The organism is Agrobacterium rubi TR3 = NBRC 13261, from assembly GCF_000739935.1.
Taxonomy (GTDB): domain Bacteria; phylum Pseudomonadota; class Alphaproteobacteria; order Rhizobiales; family Rhizobiaceae; genus Agrobacterium; species Agrobacterium rubi.
Genome location: NZ_BBJU01000035.1, coordinates 1 through 17,819 on the forward strand (window position 1 = coordinate 1; position 17,819 = coordinate 17,819).

18 protein-coding genes and 1 pseudogene are annotated in these 17,819 nt (G+C 54.7%); 10 read left to right on the forward strand and 9 right to left on the reverse strand.

The window, feature by feature from the left end; genetic code table 11:
- The first annotated feature begins 167 nt into the window (after positions 1–167).
- A complete protein-coding gene (locus tag RRU01S_RS23735) occupies positions 168–530 on the forward strand; it encodes a hypothetical protein (RefSeq protein WP_045232710.1) in 363 nt (120 codons plus the stop codon).
- 112 nt (positions 531–642) lie between these two features.
- Here the strand turns inward: RRU01S_RS23735 and RRU01S_RS23740 are convergent, their stop codons facing one another.
- The gene (locus tag RRU01S_RS23740; RefSeq protein WP_045232711.1) at positions 643–1,152 is read right to left on the reverse strand and encodes a GNAT family N-acetyltransferase; all 510 of its coding nucleotides are present in this window, start codon (positions 1,150–1,152) and stop codon (positions 643–645) included.
- Between the two features lie 82 nt (positions 1,153–1,234).
- On the opposite strand from RRU01S_RS23740, the pseudogene RRU01S_RS26870 reads away from it, so the two are divergent.
- Together RRU01S_RS26870 and RRU01S_RS23750 are read left to right on the forward strand one after the other, a co-directional pair.
- Positions 1,235–2,668: pseudogene (locus RRU01S_RS26870) on the forward strand (IS1182 family transposase).
- Between the two features lie 332 nt (positions 2,669–3,000).
- Positions 3,001–3,537 (forward strand): GNAT family N-acetyltransferase, encoded by a 537-nt coding sequence (locus RRU01S_RS23750; RefSeq protein ID WP_045232738.1) that lies wholly within the window; start codon positions 3,001–3,003, stop codon positions 3,535–3,537.
- A 437-nt stretch (positions 3,538–3,974) separates the two neighbouring features.
- Here RRU01S_RS23750 and RRU01S_RS25095 read toward each other — a convergent pair whose 3' ends face one another.
- Positions 3,975–4,727 carry a hypothetical protein gene (locus tag RRU01S_RS25095; RefSeq protein ID WP_052816243.1) on the reverse strand — a complete coding sequence of 251 codons (753 nt, stop codon included), beginning with the start codon at positions 4,725–4,727 and terminating at the stop codon, positions 3,975–3,977.
- 22 nt (positions 4,728–4,749) lie between these two features.
- Between RRU01S_RS25095 and RRU01S_RS23760 the strand changes: the two genes are divergently transcribed.
- The 7 genes from RRU01S_RS23760 (at position 4,750) to RRU01S_RS26340 (ending at position 13,073) form a co-directional block, all read left to right on the forward strand.
- Positions 4,750–6,378, forward strand: coding sequence for a DUF1963 domain-containing protein (locus RRU01S_RS23760; protein ID WP_165572270.1), 1,629 nt, complete (start codon positions 4,750–4,752; stop codon positions 6,376–6,378).
- 150 nt (positions 6,379–6,528) lie between these two features.
- Entirely contained in the window at positions 6,529–8,094 is a 1,566-nt protein-coding gene (locus RRU01S_RS23765; RefSeq protein ID WP_045232713.1) for a DUF1963 domain-containing protein, read from the forward strand.
- 199 nt (positions 8,095–8,293) lie between these two features.
- Positions 8,294–8,785: a hypothetical protein gene (locus RRU01S_RS23770; protein ID WP_045232714.1), complete on the forward strand. Its 492-nt coding sequence runs from the start codon at positions 8,294–8,296 to the stop codon at positions 8,783–8,785.
- 218 nt (positions 8,786–9,003) lie between these two features.
- The gene (locus tag RRU01S_RS23775; RefSeq protein WP_131367833.1) at positions 9,004–9,270 is read left to right on the forward strand and encodes a hypothetical protein; all 267 of its coding nucleotides are present in this window, start codon (positions 9,004–9,006) and stop codon (positions 9,268–9,270) included.
- Positions 9,271–9,328: 58 nt separating this feature from the next.
- A complete protein-coding gene (locus RRU01S_RS25100) occupies positions 9,329–9,829 on the forward strand; it encodes a hypothetical protein (protein ID WP_052816247.1) in 501 nt (166 codons plus the stop codon).
- A 170-nt stretch (positions 9,830–9,999) separates the two neighbouring features.
- Positions 10,000–11,685 (forward strand): molecular chaperone HscC, encoded by a 1,686-nt coding sequence (locus RRU01S_RS23785; RefSeq protein ID WP_045232742.1) that lies wholly within the window; start codon positions 10,000–10,002, stop codon positions 11,683–11,685.
- Entirely contained in the window at positions 11,682–13,073 is a 1,392-nt protein-coding gene (locus RRU01S_RS26340) for a hypothetical protein (protein WP_045232715.1), read from the forward strand. The genes RRU01S_RS23785 and RRU01S_RS26340 overlap by 4 nt, the downstream gene beginning before the upstream one ends.
- A gap of 128 nt (positions 13,074–13,201) precedes the next feature.
- On the opposite strand, the gene RRU01S_RS23795 is transcribed toward RRU01S_RS26340, so the two are convergent.
- The 7 genes from RRU01S_RS23795 to RRU01S_RS23830 form a co-directional block, all read right to left on the reverse strand.
- On the reverse strand, positions 13,202–13,702 hold the full coding sequence (locus RRU01S_RS23795) for a hypothetical protein (RefSeq protein ID WP_244446101.1): 501 nt from the start codon (positions 13,700–13,702) through the stop codon (positions 13,202–13,204).
- An 81-nt stretch (positions 13,703–13,783) separates the two neighbouring features.
- On the reverse strand, positions 13,784–13,981 hold the full coding sequence (locus tag RRU01S_RS23800) for a hypothetical protein (RefSeq protein ID WP_045232716.1): 198 nt from the start codon (positions 13,979–13,981) through the stop codon (positions 13,784–13,786).
- Between the two features lie 375 nt (positions 13,982–14,356).
- Entirely contained in the window at positions 14,357–14,971 is a 615-nt protein-coding gene (locus RRU01S_RS23810; protein ID WP_045232718.1) for an AP2/ERF family transcription factor, read from the reverse strand.
- Between the two features lie 308 nt (positions 14,972–15,279).
- Positions 15,280–16,302 carry a hypothetical protein gene (locus tag RRU01S_RS23815; protein WP_131367835.1) on the reverse strand — a complete coding sequence of 341 codons (1,023 nt, stop codon included), beginning with the start codon at positions 16,300–16,302 and terminating at the stop codon, positions 15,280–15,282.
- An 83-nt stretch (positions 16,303–16,385) separates the two neighbouring features.
- Positions 16,386–16,844, reverse strand: a complete 459-nt coding sequence (locus RRU01S_RS23820) for a hypothetical protein (protein ID WP_045232720.1) — start codon at positions 16,842–16,844, stop codon at positions 16,386–16,388.
- Positions 16,845–16,895: 51 nt separating this feature from the next.
- The gene (locus tag RRU01S_RS23825) at positions 16,896–17,459 is read right to left on the reverse strand and encodes a hypothetical protein (protein WP_045232721.1); all 564 of its coding nucleotides are present in this window, start codon (positions 17,457–17,459) and stop codon (positions 16,896–16,898) included.
- Positions 17,428–17,811: a hypothetical protein gene (locus RRU01S_RS23830; protein ID WP_045232722.1), complete on the reverse strand. Its 384-nt coding sequence runs from the start codon at positions 17,809–17,811 to the stop codon at positions 17,428–17,430. Before RRU01S_RS23830 ends, RRU01S_RS23825 begins: the two co-directional genes overlap by 32 nt.
- Between the last annotated feature and the right edge of the window lie 8 nt (positions 17,812–17,819).

Sequence of the window (17,819 nt, forward strand, 5' to 3'; positions counted from 1 at the left end):
AAAAGCGGACTTCTCTCTTGAGCGGGAAACGAGCAAAGACTATAGTGGCATTGTGGTGCCCATCCAAACTTGCTGCCGGGTTGAAGGGCTTAGAACATTTTTTTACGACCATGCTCACCAAGGTCGAAGGATAATCGGCGGACTTCGACACGACAGCGGGTCGCCTCATGCTCAACGTTTCCGTCAGATTTACGCCTTCCAACGTCGCCGCCCTGAAAAGCGAATTGCGGAGAGCGTTTCCGCAAATCAGGTCCTCGCACCTGGATGAGGCAATTTCCGCCTCCTTCGGTTTCAAAACCTATGCCGCGATGAGGCCGATCCTTCAAAACGTCAGTGGCTATGCTCGACTTGTAGTCAACACGAACCATCTGCTCCTTTTGATAAGACTAGAAGAGCTGGGGTATCGCAACATTGACCCACAGCAGTTGCGTCGCGTCATCTGGACGCTCAAATTCCCCGAAGGTTGGTACGACGGCGAGGCCGAAGAGGCTGTGCAGACGCGACGGCGACCAACCCCCGCCAACAGCTAGCCGCCGTAGGGCCATGACCGCTTCTGGCGCGAAGCTGCCAAGTTGTCGCAAAATTCCTGCAGACTGTCTGAAAAGCAGTCGGCTGATGCCACTTCCAAGACGCACCATCTATTCAGGCGAAACGGGGTCGTAAATTCTCGACGTAGGCACTCATGACAATCGCCTCGGCTGTTAGCTTACCCAAAAGATCGATCGCCTCTCTTCCGGATTCAACAAAGCCGTGCGTTTGATAAAAAGCCAGAGCTTGCGGGCTCGAACCTAGCACACGGATTTCGACCTTTTGCGCGTCTGTGATTGTATTGGCCACGCCATTCAGCAACAGTGAACCAAGCCCTTTTCGTTGTTGTTGGGGATGGACATACATCCCCCACAGATAGGCGGTGTCCCCGCGCTCGATGATGACGGCGGTTCCGTTAATTTCATTCTCTCTCACCATGCAATAGCCACGCTCACCAGTCCCTGGCAACATCGACGCAACTCCGTTGTCATCAAGATCCTTCAGCATTTTGGACAGCGCCTCTGGGCCAAGGCTCGGGCCGTAAGTCAGGGTCCATGAAGTGCGCCACAGCTTTTCCAGGTCAGCACTGTCGTCGGGAGTGATCGGTCGGAAATAGTGGTGCATTGCTGTGTCGTGTCCTTCGCGGAATGTAACAGGCTAGTCTGTCCTGGATTCTCAGGGATGACCGTCCATGGTAGCTTACGTCATGGCACATCTTTCAGGAACAGATCGCGCGCAAATTGCTGCTTCTGCCGGAAGCGGTGGACGATTACGTGGGGCCGGACAACCCGGTCGGCTTCATCGAGGCCTTCGTCGATGGCCTCGATTTTGTCGCCGCCGGGTTCAACCGCGTGACGGCGAACGAGACTGGTCGTCCGGGTTATGACCCGGCCGATCTTTTGAAGCTCTACGTGTACGGCTACGTCAACCGGGTGCGATCCAGCCGGCGGCTGGAGGCGGAAACCCACCGCAATATCGAGGTCATCTGGCTGCTGCGACACCTGAAGCCCGACTTCCGCACCATCGCCGATTTCCGCCGTATGAACCGGTCTGCATTCCGACAGGTGTTTCGCGAGTTCGTCATGCTTATGTCGTCAGCTCGATTTGTTCTGGCAGTCGATGGCACGCGCATAAAGGCGGTGAACAACAAGGACCGCAACTTCACGCGGGGAGCGTTGACGAAGTTCATCAACGAAGCCGACGAGAAGCTGGCCGACTACATGAAGCGTCTAGATGAGGGCGATGCGGATGAGGACAAAGCCAACGGCAATGACCGCGGCACCAGTCGCGGCGATGGAAAACTCGCGGAAAAGATCGCGGCGATCAAAGGCAAGCGGGATCGTCATAAGGCGCTGCTGGATGAACTGGACAAGACCGGCGAGGACCAGATCTCGCTGACCGATCCGGATGCCCGCGCCATGGCGCGCATGACCAAGGTCCGCGTCGGCTACAACATCCAACTTGCCGTTGATGTGAAGCACAAGCTGATCGCCGAAAAGGAAGTCTGCAACTAGGTGTTCGATATGGGGCGTCTTACGCCGACGGTCGAGGCGGCGATGGACACGCTCGGCGTCGACAGGATCGAGGCGGTGGCAGACCGAGGCTACTTCAAGATCGAGGATATCGAGGCTTGTGATAAGGCCGGCATCACCGCTTATGTTCCCAAGTCGATCCGCGGTCCCGCCGTGGCCGAGGGTTTCTTCTCCAAAGAACAATTTCGCTATGATCCGGACAAGGACATCTACCTTTGCCCCGCAGATCAGGTGCTCTCACCCCGTCACTTTGGCAAGTCCCGCGACAATGTGAAGATCGACTACGTCAACCGCGACGCCTGCAAGGCGTGCAGCCTGTGCGAACGCTGCACCAGAAGCTTCCGTCGCGTGTCGCGCCTTGAGAACGAGGCGGCACTTGACCGCATGGCGACACGTCTTGCCGCCCGGCCCGATATTCTGACCGGCGGCGCGAAAGCGTCGAACATCCGTTCGGGACGATCAAGCAATGGATGTATCAGGGCGCGTTCCTAATGCGAAGGCTGGAAAACGTTCGCGGGGAGTTCAGCCTGACGGCGCTCGTTTACAATATCAAAAGAGCCATCACCCTTGTCGGCGTTGCGGGCCTGATTGCCCCTGTCATGCCGTGATAGCCCGATTTTGCGCACTTCTGAGCAAAGTATGGGTGCTAAAGTGGCCAAGAGTGCGATGTCGGGCTCGTTAGGAATCGAAATCTAGAAAATCGCGATAACGGGAGTTCCGATACTGAACAATTCAAGGCCATCATTTATCCAACGGGTTTTTGGACGCTCTGCAGGATTTCTGCGACAGATCGGAACGTCAAAAATGGGGTGGCTAGCTGACTGACCGCTATCAGATTGCGGTATGAGAAAGGGGACGACAGTTTTCTTGATAAAAGCCAGTGCCCCAGGTTGCATTTGAGCCTGTCCGGCGGCAATGTTGCTGCCCAGAGGTGCGGGACATGGATATCACCGAGGTAAGGATCAGGCCGATCACCGAAGCGGACGCCGAGAGCTTTCGCCAGGCCGTGGGCACGGTGGCGCGCGAGCGCATCTATATCCGCTTGACCGACGCCCCGAGCGCCGAGGGCGCCTTGGCCTTCGTGCGAAGCAATATTGAGCACGGCAACCCCCAATTTGTTGCCGAACACGATGGCGCCATCGTCGGCTGGTGCGACATCGTTCGCCCTAGCTTAGAGGCTGAACGCCATTGCGGGTCACTGGGCATGGGCATCATACCGGGGTGGCGCGAGCACGGCATTGGCCGTCGCCTCATCCACGCGACGTTGGAGGCGGCCGACGACGCCGAATTCTTAAGAGTCGAGTTGACGGTGAACGCCCATAACGAACGCGCCATTCGATTGTATAGGAGGGTGGGCTTTGTTGAAGAGGGCCGCAAACAGAAAGCCCGGTTTCTGGAAGGTGAATTTCGGGACGTCCTGGTGATGGGCCGCCTTTTAGCGCCTCGTTCTTCGTCTGGTAGGTTGGAAGGTAGCTAAATCGTCCAGTCCATCGTCGCCCGGAGAATCTCGGGTCAATACCGGCAAGGTTGCTGCAAACAAGTGTCCTCATCGGCTGGCCGGCTTTACGCCGCCATTCGGCCGATCAATAGAAGCCTCCGCGACTTCTCGCGGGCTGCAAGCCCACTTAGGTCGCCGCCGTAGCCATAACGGGGTGGATCCCTGCCGTGGTAAGCTGTCGCAAAAATCAGTCGCGTAAGTTGGACTTACGCACATGACTTTTGCGACAGAAATTCCCCTTAAAATTCAGGGCAGCCAATCTGTCGCGAAACTTAGGGTTTTGCGGCAGTTGCTCTGGCGGCGAATGACTGCTCTGGGCCAAGTGCTGCCTTGGCAGCTTCGCGCCAACACGGTCATTGCGCCGTTGACGGAATCCCTTATGCCGAGAGCCTGCTCGGCGGCAATCATGGACGAGTTTAGCGTTGACGCCCAAAGAGAAAGAGCGGTTCGCCCTGCCAGGAAACAGCCACCCCATCATTTAGCTCGTTCAATGCGCGGTAGAGCACCGCGAAGGGATCAGCGGAAGTTTCGACACGGAGCCGCTTTCGGATAGCTTCCCTTGCAGCGCCGGGCGTGGCTACAGAATAGCCTCCGGACTCATATGGCCACGGCTTGCTCAATGCCTCGTCCAAGCCCCATTGTTGAACGTATGCAGCCCAGGCGGCTCGCGCTTGTCGTAAATCTGGTTCGCCAACAAACCTCAACGCGTCCCGCCAGCTTGGTAAGCCTGTGGCTATAGCGACCAGCTCGTTAAAATCGGACGCAACTATCCCAAATGATCCCTCGGAGTCGATGAGAAGAATTCTTCCGTCTGGCATCAGGTTGAACGTTCCGCCACTACCATCCATTGCGAATTGCTGAGAGCCTTCGGGGGTGATTGTAAATTCGTCGCCATCTATTTGCGGCGGTTCTCCTAACTCTAGTTCAAAAATCGAACCTATCTCGAGTTCGAGTGCAGATGCCTCGATTTTTTGGATAATCTCACTTCTTGTCATCGGTCCTCCAAATGCCGAGCCGTGCCCTAGCGTCATCGCAGCGATGACACCGGAGAGGGCCAGTGCCAGTGGGTTTCGTGCTCTCATGACAATTGTTATCCCTTTTTTTTTAAAAAGCCGACACAAGCCCTGGTCCGTGAACACCATGACCGGTTTGGGCCAATCAATTGCCATCAGGTGTAGTCAACGGACGAATATGATTTATATTCAACGTGAACTTGTGTGGCGCTATCTTCATAAAATATTCTTTAGAGGTATTTGCATGACCTATCGAGTGCAGCGGTGGATGACGCAAGATTTTGTTTTTACCGCTCCGCACGCCTTCTCCCATGTTTTTGCTGTTGAACCCCGACGCTTTGTTCTCCGGCCCAGCCCTGGTGAAGAAACACTTTCATCGCTTTTCGTTCTGGTACGCAATCAATGCCAGTCATTGCCGCTCGATGAACAGTTCCCATCCGTTGCTGCTGATCTCTTTGGAGCAGGCAGTTCTACCGACTGGAATCTGGGGGCGATTCAGCTCTTCGGCCGCGAAGGGCGATCCGGAACAGGAACTCCCTCATCCACGGCGACTGGCGGAGAGGTCGCAGGCCTCACCCTCGTGAATGGCCGGAGCAACCGCCTCTGGGTGTTTGGCTGGCGTTCGTCAACCCATGACAAGGATAAAACCGAAAAGGGCTTCCATGTGCTGATGCAAGGATTGCAGGCGTGCGTAGATTACATCGACGATAAGATGCTACTGACGCAATTTCACCAGCAGGAAAAAAAGCGGCACTTGGTCTCAACGGCAGTCAATGCTCAGCCGACCGTTATCGAGCAAGGGTCGGCGAGCAGCGAGTGGGACGAGCGGTTTGCGTCGGCTCTGGGCGAAAACGAGATGTCGCGTGTTGCGCCGTTTTTCGCAGAAGCAATAGCACTGGAGGAACAGCCATACGGCGAGCCGGTGCCTCTTGGCGCGAGCCGCATGGGTGGTGGCCCTGATCTCTTGCCAGGGACATGGCCCAGCGACGCGCGCGGAATGCGCCATCCATTTCTGATGCAGATCAATCTTGCTGAGGTGAAAGCGGCTTGCAGGAAGACCGGGCCTTTGCCGGATGAGGGTCTACTCTCGTTTTTCGTTCACGATGACGCTTTGCTGGTCGATGTTGTTTATACGCCATCCGGTTCTTCTCTTGTTCTTCATGACATGACGGAGGCTGACATTGAAGCATCGTCCGCTGCGGTGCGGGTCGTTGCGGAGCTCGATCCAAATACGCCCGTCGGGATGCTGCCGCATACGGAAGGCGATCTGGTGACGGCAGAACTCATGGCTGACGGATCTCTGAAGTTCGCCCATACATCTGATCCCGTCTGGGCTGTCGGTGAACCTGGCTGTGGCTTCGAGGCCCTCTCGGACGAACGCTGGGCGACAGCGGCATCTGCACGTTTGCTGCCGCGCCCGACGCGAACATTCGATCGTCTGGCGGCGGAGACGCATCTAGAGGAAACCGGTGTGGGTTCAATTGACGACCTGACCGGGACCTACGAGGATTTCGAACTTGCTGAAGCGGGTCGGCAGGCTGGTGCAGGTCGACCCCAAGTCCACCAGATGCTGGGCTACGCGACCATCCGGGGTGGCCATGACTGCCGGGTGGAGGCTGCGGAGGATGCTCTGTTCAGAGGTTGGAGCGATTTGGGTGATCCGATGGCTTGGATTATCCTCGTGCGTTTACCGGCGGGCTCGGCCACCGGACGGACATTTTGGGACGCCGACGATCTCGTCATCATGGTGCCTGTCGCGGATTTGGCAACCAAACGATTCGACCGCTGTGTGCTCCTATCTGGTTAGGCTCTTTCGCCTTTGTATCGCCGGACTGATGACGTCATGTCCGTTCACTGTCAGAACCTGCCGCGACCGGATCACGGCGTTTGTGGCCATTGCGCAAGTTTCTTATCTGGTCGAGTATCGAAGCGACTACGTCTGCGCTGGGAGTCTCATATGAAGCTGGTCGAAGCGCCGGAATTCTTGATCGAAGCAAATCCGATGTTTGAAAATATCCGCGTTTTTGCAGGATCAATCGGATTGCGTCGTCATCCAGAAACGGCGTTCTCGCCACAGATGAGCGTGTGGTCTTCCAAGCGTGAGAGAAAATCGCCTGAAAAATGGTTCGGCGAACGGCTTACAGGTGATGGCGGCAAGATCGTGGAGCGAAAGACTGTCATCTTCGCGGGCATGACGGGCGAGATGAGCAAGGTAAAGGATCGTCTGCAGGACTGGGAGACGAAGGAAAAACGCGACTGGTATCGCCTGCGTGCACTTCTGGTGTCGGCCGACGCCTCCACATGGTACCACGCCACCGCCATGGTCAGTGCACCTGAGCTCATCGAGATTGAGACGGATTTTGGGCGCCTGCTGGCATCCATCCGCCTTAAGCTCGAAGGTAATGCGGCGAACGAGGCGAGAGCTGCGGCGGATGCCGAGCAGGTAGCCGTTCTTGAAAGACTGAAGGACAACATGGAGCGGGTGTCAGCCATCTGTGTCCAGCAAAGCCATGAAGAACGGCGCATTGAAAATGCAGCCGCAGCGAAGGCACCCGTGGCCAGTATCGAGGATCGCTTTAACGAGGCGGTTACTGACGCTGGGTTGCAGGAGAAGCGTGACGCCCTGCGTCAAATCGTAATGCCGACGGTTGCCATGGTTGAGTGTGATACCGCCGACGCCAAAATCGCTGGACTGAGCCGCATCGGCGGCGGTCCTGACCTTCCTGCCGACGTAGATTGGCCACGCGACGACAACGGCTTGCACCTCAATTATCTTGCCCAGATCAATCTCGCTGACGTGCCTGATCGACCGGAAGAGCTACCGGCATCCGGGTTGATCTCCCTTTTCACGGGAACGGACTACACGGATTGGCGCGTGCTCTACACGTCGGCGGACGCAACTCTCACGCCCCATACAGTGTCGGAAGACGCGATGGAGACGGCAATTTCGGCATCACAGATGATCGTCTGGGACAGCACTCTTAAGCGGTTCGTACCAAACGGGCAGGCTGTTGACGGACTATCGCTTGGTGTTGACGAGGCCGGTCGCATGACATTCAGCCGCAACGGCGCACCTGTCAGGGCTTTTGCCTCCAAATACGAATTCAGCCGCTCGGCACAGACGTTGCGCTTCGAGCGCTCATTAAGCGCTCCCTTCGGCCAGCGCGGCCCCAACAACAACCCGAAGGTCTATGCTGATCTCGGCATCGAAGACCCATCGGATTTTTCCATCGCGATCAGCGAGCGCTTTAAAATCGGAGATGGACCACAGCACCAGATGTTCGGCATAACTGGCGTTCGCGACCTTCCTGCGATCCAGAAAATGGCTGCGAAACATGCAGCACAAAGCGGCTGGTCTGATATATCCACGCCAGATGGGTGGTTCGTTCTGATCAAGCTCGCCTCCGGAGGCGAAGCGGATTTCAACTTCGGCGACCACGGCGACTACATTTTCATGGTCCATCGAAAGGACGCCGCCCGAGCAGATTTCTCGAGGGTCTACGCCTTTGTCGACTCTGGCTAAGTACGACGGATAAGAACTTTGATCCATCGCTTACAGTGCTATCGCCCAAGGAAACAGGAAATTCCAGTGTCTGCTTCGGCCAAAGCGGCCTCAGTCATCACAATAGATTTGCGCTAATAAATGACTTAGCAATTTACGAAGTGCCCTTGCTTCGCTAACATTTTGCAAAAGATACCAACGCTGAAAAAGGCAATAGAGCTTGTCTCAAGCAAACCCGCATCCACGTACAATTGCCAGCCTAGACAAACTTAATAGCGTTGAGTGGTTTCGACTGGTCGGTGTTGGAGATTTCGAAGGCGTCAGGCTGCTGACGTCTTGGCCAGAAGCAATCAGCCATGCCTCATCCCTAGCTTGGGAGAATATTCGTCTGGAGGCGGCAAATGCATGGAGAGTGAAGCTGCTTCAGAAAGACAAATCGGCTTATGCGACGTGGAACGATAGAGTCAATATCGTCAAGCCGTATGCCGAGGCGCTGATCAGTGATAAGCTGCAGGCCTATATCAACCCGCAATACCTTGACGCGGTTACGCTCGAGGCCCGTTGGGACATTCTGCAGCTCTGCTTGGAATGCGAGTTTGCAGATGTTCTCGACCCGGGTTTTTATCACTCGCTAGCGTATTATTACCTATCAGGCCACTTCCCGTGCGGCGTAGAAGGGGACTCCGCGAGCGGGTCGATGGTCATTTATTGAGCTGGTCCGGAAGTCCGCAAAGGGCCAAGTGCTGCGTTGGCAGCGTTACGCCAATGGAGTTTGGAAGCGAGGGGCGATCAGATTCTCCATTACTCAGGTAGGCTCGTCAGCCGGCATCGTTATCCGGCCAAGCCAATGAGTGACCGCAATTGCTCTATCGATTGTTGAGGAAATCCAGAACCCTACGCTGCTGGAGAATTTTGCGCTGGAGATCGATTTTGACTTTGCGGCTTTTGGCGATCGGCTATGAGGACATCAGCGAGGACTGTCTGGGGGCGCCCGGCGAGCCCCCGGCTGATGATAACCTGAATGCGGTCTATAGGGCTTGGCTGATCGAGCGCTACGGTGTCTCGATCCCAGCCATGGCATCCGAGATAGTGGACGAGGTTCCAGACGAGCTCACCAAGACGTCGGATGATCCATTCTGGCGCTGGGTGCGCAAAACCCAAGACGAGCGGGACAGCGGTAGCCGGATTGTGACCTGAAAGACCTATTTGCTACGATCGTCGTAGTTTATAGGTATTTTTGAATGGAAAGCGCGCATTGAGCAAGTTTGCATGGACAGAACGGGCAAAAAATGTTGAGGAGGCGCGAAGAGCTATCAATACTTCTCCACGAGAGCCCGCATTACTAGAGCGGTTTTACAATGCCACCAAAGCGGCTTACCCTCCAGGCTTCTGGGAGCATTATGATCGGCTGAAAAACGGCGACGCGCGCGGTGTGGAAATGGCCATCGAGTTCCTCGAGGCTGACCCGTGGTTCTTTCGATCTGGCTATATCAAGGCGAACCTTGCGAGGTTTCTAAAACAAGTGACCTTGTCGAACCAGCAGGTTCGCCGATTGGAAAAGGTCTTGCTCAAAATCGTTGATGAAAGAAACACGCAAGAATTTCGCAATTATTGTCGTCTAGCCCGCATTATCGCTACCCCAGAGCTGATAGAAGCCCTGAAAGAACGTCTGGCTGATGAAAGACTCCCTCGCAGGCTCAGAGCCACATGGATGCTTTCCACCATCGAACAAACTCGGATGTCACGGAAATCCTAAGGTGTTCGGCTAACTCCATTTTTCTGAAGCGGCCCAAGGACGCTTGTCGCAACACTCTTTCGCAAAGTTCGGTCTCGCATAGCCTATCGATTGTCTTTTTGGGCTTGACACGTTGAGGCTGCAAGTGGTGTTTTCGCGTTGCACAGAGGCTTATGCGACTGGAAGCATGCATGATCGTCGGTATTGATCTTGGAACGACAAACTCGCTGATCGGGACATTCGAAAACGGAAGCCCTGTCCTGTTTCCCAATGCCAGTGGACTTACCTTGACGCCGTCAGTCGTCAGCTTCGACGACAATGGCGTCATCGTAGGTGAAGCAGCGAAGGACCGGCTCGTCACCCACCCGGATCGCAGTGTTGCCACCTTCAAGCGCTGGATGGGAACGGCGCGCGAAACACGTCTTGGCGGCCAGGATTTTCGACCTGAAGAACTGTCCTCCTTTGTTCTGCGAAGCCTGATTGGCGATGCGGAAGCTGCGACCGGTCATAAAGTCACGGAAGCGGTTATCTCGGTGCCTGCTTATTTTTCCGATAGTCAGCGACAGGCGACCCGCCTGGCAGCCGAGATGGCGGGACTGAAGGTCGAGCGGCTGATCAATGAACCGACAGCAGCGGCGCTCGCATATGGTATGCAGGACAGAGAGGGTGAAAGCCGGTTTCTGGTTTTCGATCTGGGCGGCGGCACGTTCGACGTATCAATTGTCGAGATTTTCGATGGCGTCGTGGAGGTTCATGCCAGTGCCGGCGACAATTTTCTAGGCGGGGAGGATTTTCTCGATCTGCTGATGAATGCGGCCGCAGCGGACCTAAAGCTCGATCTCGATACAGTACCGCCTTCCGAACGCCTGCAACTGCGCCGCCACATGGAGTTGATCAAACGACAGCTTTCCGGCACGCAAGAGGTGGCACTGGAAGCGAAGATCGGCGCTCGCGAGATCAGATGGTCGATTGATCAGGCACGGTTTGAAGTTTTGGCCGAACCGCTGCTCGCACGCTTGCGTGGCCCACTTGAGCGAGCGCTTCTCGATGCTAAATTAAGACCGGATGATCTCGACGACATCGTCATGGTCGGCGGCGCAAGCCGCATGTCACCTGTTATCAAGACTGTGACTCGTCTGCTTGGGCGTTTGCCGCTACGTCACGTCAACCCGGACGAGGTCGTGGCCCACGGTGCCATCGTCGCAAGTGGGCTCAAAGGACGCGATGCCAGCCTGCGGGAAGTGATTCTGACCGATGTCAGCCCATACACTTTGGGCACCAATATCTCACGCCAGGATGTCAGCGGGCAGTTCCAGCCGGGCTATTTCCTACCACTCATCCCGCGCAACAGCACTGTTCCCGTGAGCCGGGAGCAAGAATTCTTGCCGGTCAACGAGGCTCAGACAACGATAACCTTCGGTATCTATCAGGGTGAAAACCCCATTGCCGACAAGAACATCCTGCTCGGTGAGCTGAAGGTTCCTATCCCTCAAGCGCAAAAAGCCGCCGACCGCGGGGTCATTGCCCGATTTACCTATGACATCGATGGCATTCTTCAGGTCGAGGCTCGGGTCAAAGCGACAGGCGCTCACCACGAGATCGTCATCGAACGCGGACAGACGGGATTGAGTGAAGCGGAAATCCGCGAACGGCTGGCCAAGCTGGAGGCCATCAAGGTGCACCCGCGTGAGCAGCAGGAAAATCTCGCGCTGATGGCGAGGGCAGAGCGCCTTTATGAGGAAAGACTGGAGCACCGGGAGATGTTGCAAAATGCCATCATGCATTTCAACGGTGTGCTGAACACACAGGACGAAAGGCAGATCTCTCGGTTTCGTGACGATCTGGTCAGAGTTCTCAGTGAAATTGATCCGAGATGACCCATCCGCTGGTGGCTTTCGAACTGGACGAGGGCGCTGACGAAAGAGCCGTCAAGCGTGCCTATGCCAAACGATTGAAGGCAACGCGGCCTGACGAAGACCCTGTTGGGTTCCAGGCGTTGCACCAAGCTTATCAGCAAGCATTGGATTTCATCCGCTGGCGCGACCACCAGCACCAGCCTATGGATACGGTTGCAAACGAAACGTCGACTTTGCCGCTGAAAAATATGGGTAGCGACCCACAACGAATGCCGCATCCCGGCGCCGGGCCAGTTGCGGATACGGCACCAGTCGAGGAACTCTCGCTATTGCCTGCCGATGACGTTGTGCTGGGTCGAGAATTCATATTCTCCCTGTCGGATTTCGTGGACCCTTTGCTGCAAGAAAGCCAGCATCGTGATCCCAATCGCTTTCGACAGTGGTTGCGGGAACGCATGGCCGATTGGCCGTTGACCTCTAAACCAGTTCTTGCCCGTGCCATCGCTGAACATATGTTTGAACATCAAGTGCCTTTGAAACCAGATCGCTTTGATATTCTGGTGGAGGAGCTTGGCCTTAACGATGTGCGCAGCGGGCTGGTCGATCCGATGCAGCTTGCTTACTATAGGGAAGGGTTGGTTTTTGACTCGCAATCTGTTCCTCCAGTCCGTCGAACCGGCTGGTGGAGGTCTTCGCTCATCGAACTTGTTTGTACGGCTGTTTTTTGTCTGGGTGGTCTGGCGCTGATCGCATATTCCGTCGCAACGACACCGGCGCCGAAGCCCGCTCCATGGTATGTGTCGTCATTGCCAAGCGATGGCCCGATCAGTACACGACTCTTGCCCGGAGCCGATCCGGAAGCGCGTCGCCTCATCGAGCAAGCTTCCAGCGCATCGGACGTACAGGTCGTCACAATACTTGATCAGGTGATTGAGAGGTTGTCGGAGAGCCGTGAACTGGCGAACGAGCGTCTGCTGGCACTTGCGCTGTACAACAAGGGTCACAAGTTGCAACATACAGATCGGTCCGCTTCTTATGCTGCCTATGGTCAGTTACAGAGACGCTTTGGCACGAAGAAAGACGTAGATATCGGCGTTATGGTCGCTGCCAGTTATGTGAATATGGGACATGAAGATTTCGAAACAAATCGTCTCGAGACGGCGCTGGAGCCTCTCAATGCAGTTATCGAACTCTACCGCAGCATCAACGAAGGGCCAATCGGGCGCCAGGTTCTTGAGGCGATGGTTCTACAGGCAGAAACTCTGATTGTGCAACGAAAACCAGAGGATGCGAGGCGTAAACTGGACGAGATCGATGCGAGAGTAGGGCTGTCAAGCGATCCTGCCTATCCCGGATTTAAGTCCACCACGAATACGCTGCGTTCCAAATTGCCTCCACCACAAACCTGACCCGCGCCGGAAATATCATTTCTGGGAAGCGACCCTCGATAGGGAGGGCTCGTGCCAATTGACGCGAATGGGCTCAAAACGGCGCGGTGTCTATCAATCGGTAAGACCGAAAACCACCGACCACGGTTTCAAATCGCTTTATCGAATGCGTTTGCCTCAGCTTCACTTGTAAAGGTGAATGTGACCAGTTCACTGTCATCTTCCTGACGGATGCTGATTGCAGTGACAATCAACCGAGCGATCTCATCCTGTGCGTTACTTCCTGGTCGAGACGAATTCACCGTTTTCTCGATGGCTGGTGCGAAGACTTCGCTGATGACACCGAGACGCATATTGTGTTTCATGATGATATCCCGGTCCTCAACGATCGCGGCTTGTTCATCTTTCGGAAGTCCGGCGTTGTCCATTGCGGTGATCGTGGCATTCGTCGCGAGCCTGATTGGACCCTCGTTAAGCCAGCGCTCAGCCGCCGCAACGGCCTTCCTGTTCGCCGCGGTCATTGCTTCGGCCGGCGTCAGCTTTTCGTCGGCCAACCGTTTCTTGATCAGAGCGACGTCCTTCGTGTCGATCCGCGCGCCGATCGCCATGCGCTCAAGGATTTCCTGCCGGGCTTCCTGGTCGGCAGCCACTAAGGACTTCACGACGGGGAACGATGCGCGGGCCGTCCGGAGGACTTGCTCTGAACCCTTCAATGCCTTCGCGAAACCCAGTTAGGCCGACAGCTCGGTCGCAGGCAGATTGCACCGCGCCTTTAGGAAGGCCTTTGCTTCCGCGGCAGGAACCACGGCCGTCAGCTTTTCGATCTCGACGGCCATCGCCAGTGCGCGATCGGTCATCTGCTGCTGCTGCTCCGTTATCCGCCTGATCGCCGCGGAAAGTGATTGTGCCTTCGGATCGATGTCTGCCACTGAAGCGTCCCCTTTAGCGACGTCTTTACGACATCGGATATTGCAGGGCCCGTAAGAAAATCGCTAAAATACGAGCGATCTCAAACAGCTAGGGATAATCGTTTGCTTAGCGGGAAATCAACTGTCGATATGTCAGCCCCGATAATAACGACGTTTGAGGTCTACGATCATCTCTGCAGTGAGATCCTGCTTTTTATCGGGGAGGGGGCTGTGATTGCAAAAGGCCCTCGAACTGTAAAGATTACCTTCCCTTCGCCACCATCGAACGCAATGTGGGCGTTGATTTCCGAGGCCAGCGCTCCTGATAACCTGTGAGATAGAAGGTCTGCGCTTCCAAGAGATATTCGTGATGTGGGATGTTCCCAAGCACCTTGCTCACTTTTCTGTATCGCTCAACTTTCGATGTAAAGCCAAAGCGGCAGGACTTCTCAGCGCAGGCTCCTCGCCATTTTCAACTGCAAGCACCATACGAATACGCTCTTCCTCCGCCTGGCGTCGTGCTTCGTCATAACCATATTTGCCGACGTTGAACGTCCGTGTGCGGGCCTTGCGATGTCGCTTTGCCGGAGAGCCGTGGCCGCCGTCATCAACCTGTAATTCAATCCTGGCGATCCAGGCGCCGTCTTTCGAATGTTCACCGGGTTTATTATAGTAGACACCCGGCAGATTGCTCCCTTCGGAGCGGTTCCTGCGCACCTGCATGCGCATATCTCTATTGGTGAGAGGTGGTACAACCTTCAGAACCGCATCACGGTAAGCCTTGGCAACAGTCAGCGCCTGCTCATTGCCGCCATACGTACCGTCGCTGAACGTCATCTGAAAAGTTTTCCCGCCTCTGGAAAGATTGACCAGCCATGCATTCTGGCCATGGCGGTCGGCATCAACCCGACTGATCGCGTACATGGTGTTGTCGTCGGACTTGACCGGACGTTGAGCTCGAGCGGTCAATTTTTGAACTGGGGGTTCGGGATTAGCCATTTTGCGTTCCATTGTTCAGCTCGTTCCCGATAGATCAAAGTTAACTCACCATGACCAGGATATGTGATCGGCGGAGATCGAAATGCTGATTGGTGCGACCGTGTTATAGTGCCTTCAAGAAGCGTTTGATTTCGAGACGCTCCATCAAAATCCTACAGAGCAAGTCTTTTCTTCGTTGTATTGGAGGTAAAGCACTTTGGATCTGTCGAAGGAGAAAACTGCGACATGGACGAAGAGGCGTGGCCTGTACGCGATAGACATATAGCGTATCTTCATAATCTGGCAGCCATTGCTCGCTACGCCCAGTTGTCAGAATAGGATCACAGCCCCTTGTTATCAACGAGTTCAATTTTCTTGAAATTGACACCGTCATAGCGACAAATATGTCTGTCGCCGACTATCCAAAGGCATTCGTCGTCGACGCTATCGATCTGCTGAATTACCGTCGAGGCATCCAGACCAGATGACGGTTCGTGGACGACTTCGAAACCGCTTCCTGTGAACCTTCTTAACCCAGCCGTCGTGCCAAAATATATTTCGTTACGGAATTCACGAACGGAATAGAATGTTAATGGGTCATCAGATTCGTGCGCCACTGAAAAGCCCCCAGTTGCGCTACCGATTAGAAGCGTTTGAGAGTACCCTACCATCAAAATTCGATCCGGATTAACGCAATGGATATCGAGTAGGTGGACGTCTGTCGGCGAGGAAAGTCGGGACAACATCGAACCATTGTAGTGCATGATCGTACCGTTCAAGCCGGTAAGGTAGGCATCGCTTTCAGATAGGCCATCGATCTTCGTGAAGTTGGGCCTTTGTTTACTCAATTCGAGCTGTTTCTCAATGTCGAGTATGGGCTGGTTGGCAAATTCGCCGATGCCAAGCTCCTCGCGCATAGTGCGTTTCGATTGATCTTCTAGGCCGCCATCAATGGCTTCCCAGCCGGTATTCCAACGCCGATAGACTTGCCCACCAAAACCACATGCATAAAGCGTCTCGCCAATTTCTTGGATGCTGCGCATCGAGCCAAAATTGTTAGGGTCGACATTTAAGTTTTCTTTAATGTGTTCATTAGAGTTCAATATCTGAATACGACCATTATCAGACAAAAAACATCCGGCTCTTGTCCTCGATTCAGTTGGCCGACGCAAACACGCTGAAACGACAGTTTCTCCGGGCCATTCTTGATAAGTGAACAACGTCTTGCCGTCTAAATTCAGGTAAAATATTCGCGTGAGCGGAGTGTCACTTTCAGAAGTCTCATCTGGAAAGCCCACGATAATCAGAAAGCGGCTGGATATTGCAAATCCGTTTCCGAGAGAGACCGGTGTGCCTGGTGTCATAATCATCCTCTCGGGTTAATTTGCGAAGAAAGGCCGCATCTTCGTTATTGTTGAAATCATCCGATACTACATGAAGTGGCGACCTACGTTTCACTCCAGCCTATAGGCCCCCCAAGACCTGCCATCAAAATTCTTCCAAATCCGGTCATCCATTCGTTGAATTGAAGCTCAATCACTTTGCCTTCGTTGAGAAAAAAAGAAACACGGCGGTCGCTTGCGTCTCCCCCGGCGGTATCCCTTGATAATTTCGACATTGCCGAAGAGAGCGTTTCTTCAACTGGATTTAGCCCGAAGGGCATGGGGGCCGAAGGGCCGCCCTGCACACGATAGAGATAGAGTGCGTCTTTATTATCCGGCATGGACTGGTCGGTCCGTCCGATAGTGAGAATACGGCCTCGCCCAAGGTTTGTAGTGTGAAACGATCCAGGCGAGAGATTTTGTCCCGGAAGATCAAAACCAAGCTTCAGTGCCAGGTCGCCAAGCCAACGCCCGACACCAAAGCAATTGATTTTCTCGAAGATATCATCTGCGATACTAAGCATGTTGGTTTTTCCTGGCTGGCATTTTTTACCTTAACTTGGCCCGAGGAGCACTTATTTTCCACCCGTCGCATTTCCAGGATAATCGATCCGGTCCCAGGTCTTTCCGTCGAAGCGGACGATTTCCTTGTGACCGACTACAAGCAGCATCTCATCTGTAGCACTCAACGAGGACAGGCCGCCGATTTCACGGGGTAAACCGGTCTCTACTTTGGAGAGGCTTTTTCCGTCATAGCTGTACAGTCCGCCACGTATGCCGTCAGCGCCGGGTGCGGCTAGGTAAACCTTGTCGCCAAACGTGGCCATCCGACGGAAGGTCAACTCATGCGATACGTTTGCAGCCTGACGAAAACCATCGCGGTGATTCCCGATCAGCAGTATGCTTTCGCCACAGACCAGAATGCGTTCCTCGTCCAAGACAACAATATCAAGAAGTCCCTGTTCGGTAAGTTCCGGCAGGCGTCGGAAACCGTCTTGATCTGTTCGAGCGGCCAAAAGGCCATCTTTGCCGCAGATATAAATTGTGCTCTCATCAGGGCCATTGATACCGTAAATCAGGTCGTCACGGAAAACTTCGACGAGGCGATCAGTATCCTTCACCAGCAGCGTAAAGCTCATTTCCCATTTGACGAAGACGTGTCATCCGACCCAGCCTCAAACCATTCTGCCAAGTACGAGAGGGATCAATCATAATCTCGTCGTTAAATTCTTTATCGGCAGAAACGACCAGACCAGGCTCTCCCAAGACGCAGAGAATGCGGGCGTCGATCCTGTCCCAGCGGTAGAGTGTCATATCATTCGAGGCGAAGGGATAATCGTCGTAGGCCCAATCGCGCCCATTTCCCTGTTGTCCTTTGGCATATTGCAACACACGAGAAGACGGCGCGAAAGCATCTGCATCGTCACGGCTGCCTCGAAGGTAAAACAAGTCCCAGGATACAGCCTGGCAGTTGGTGAAGCTTAATTTCATGGCTTGCC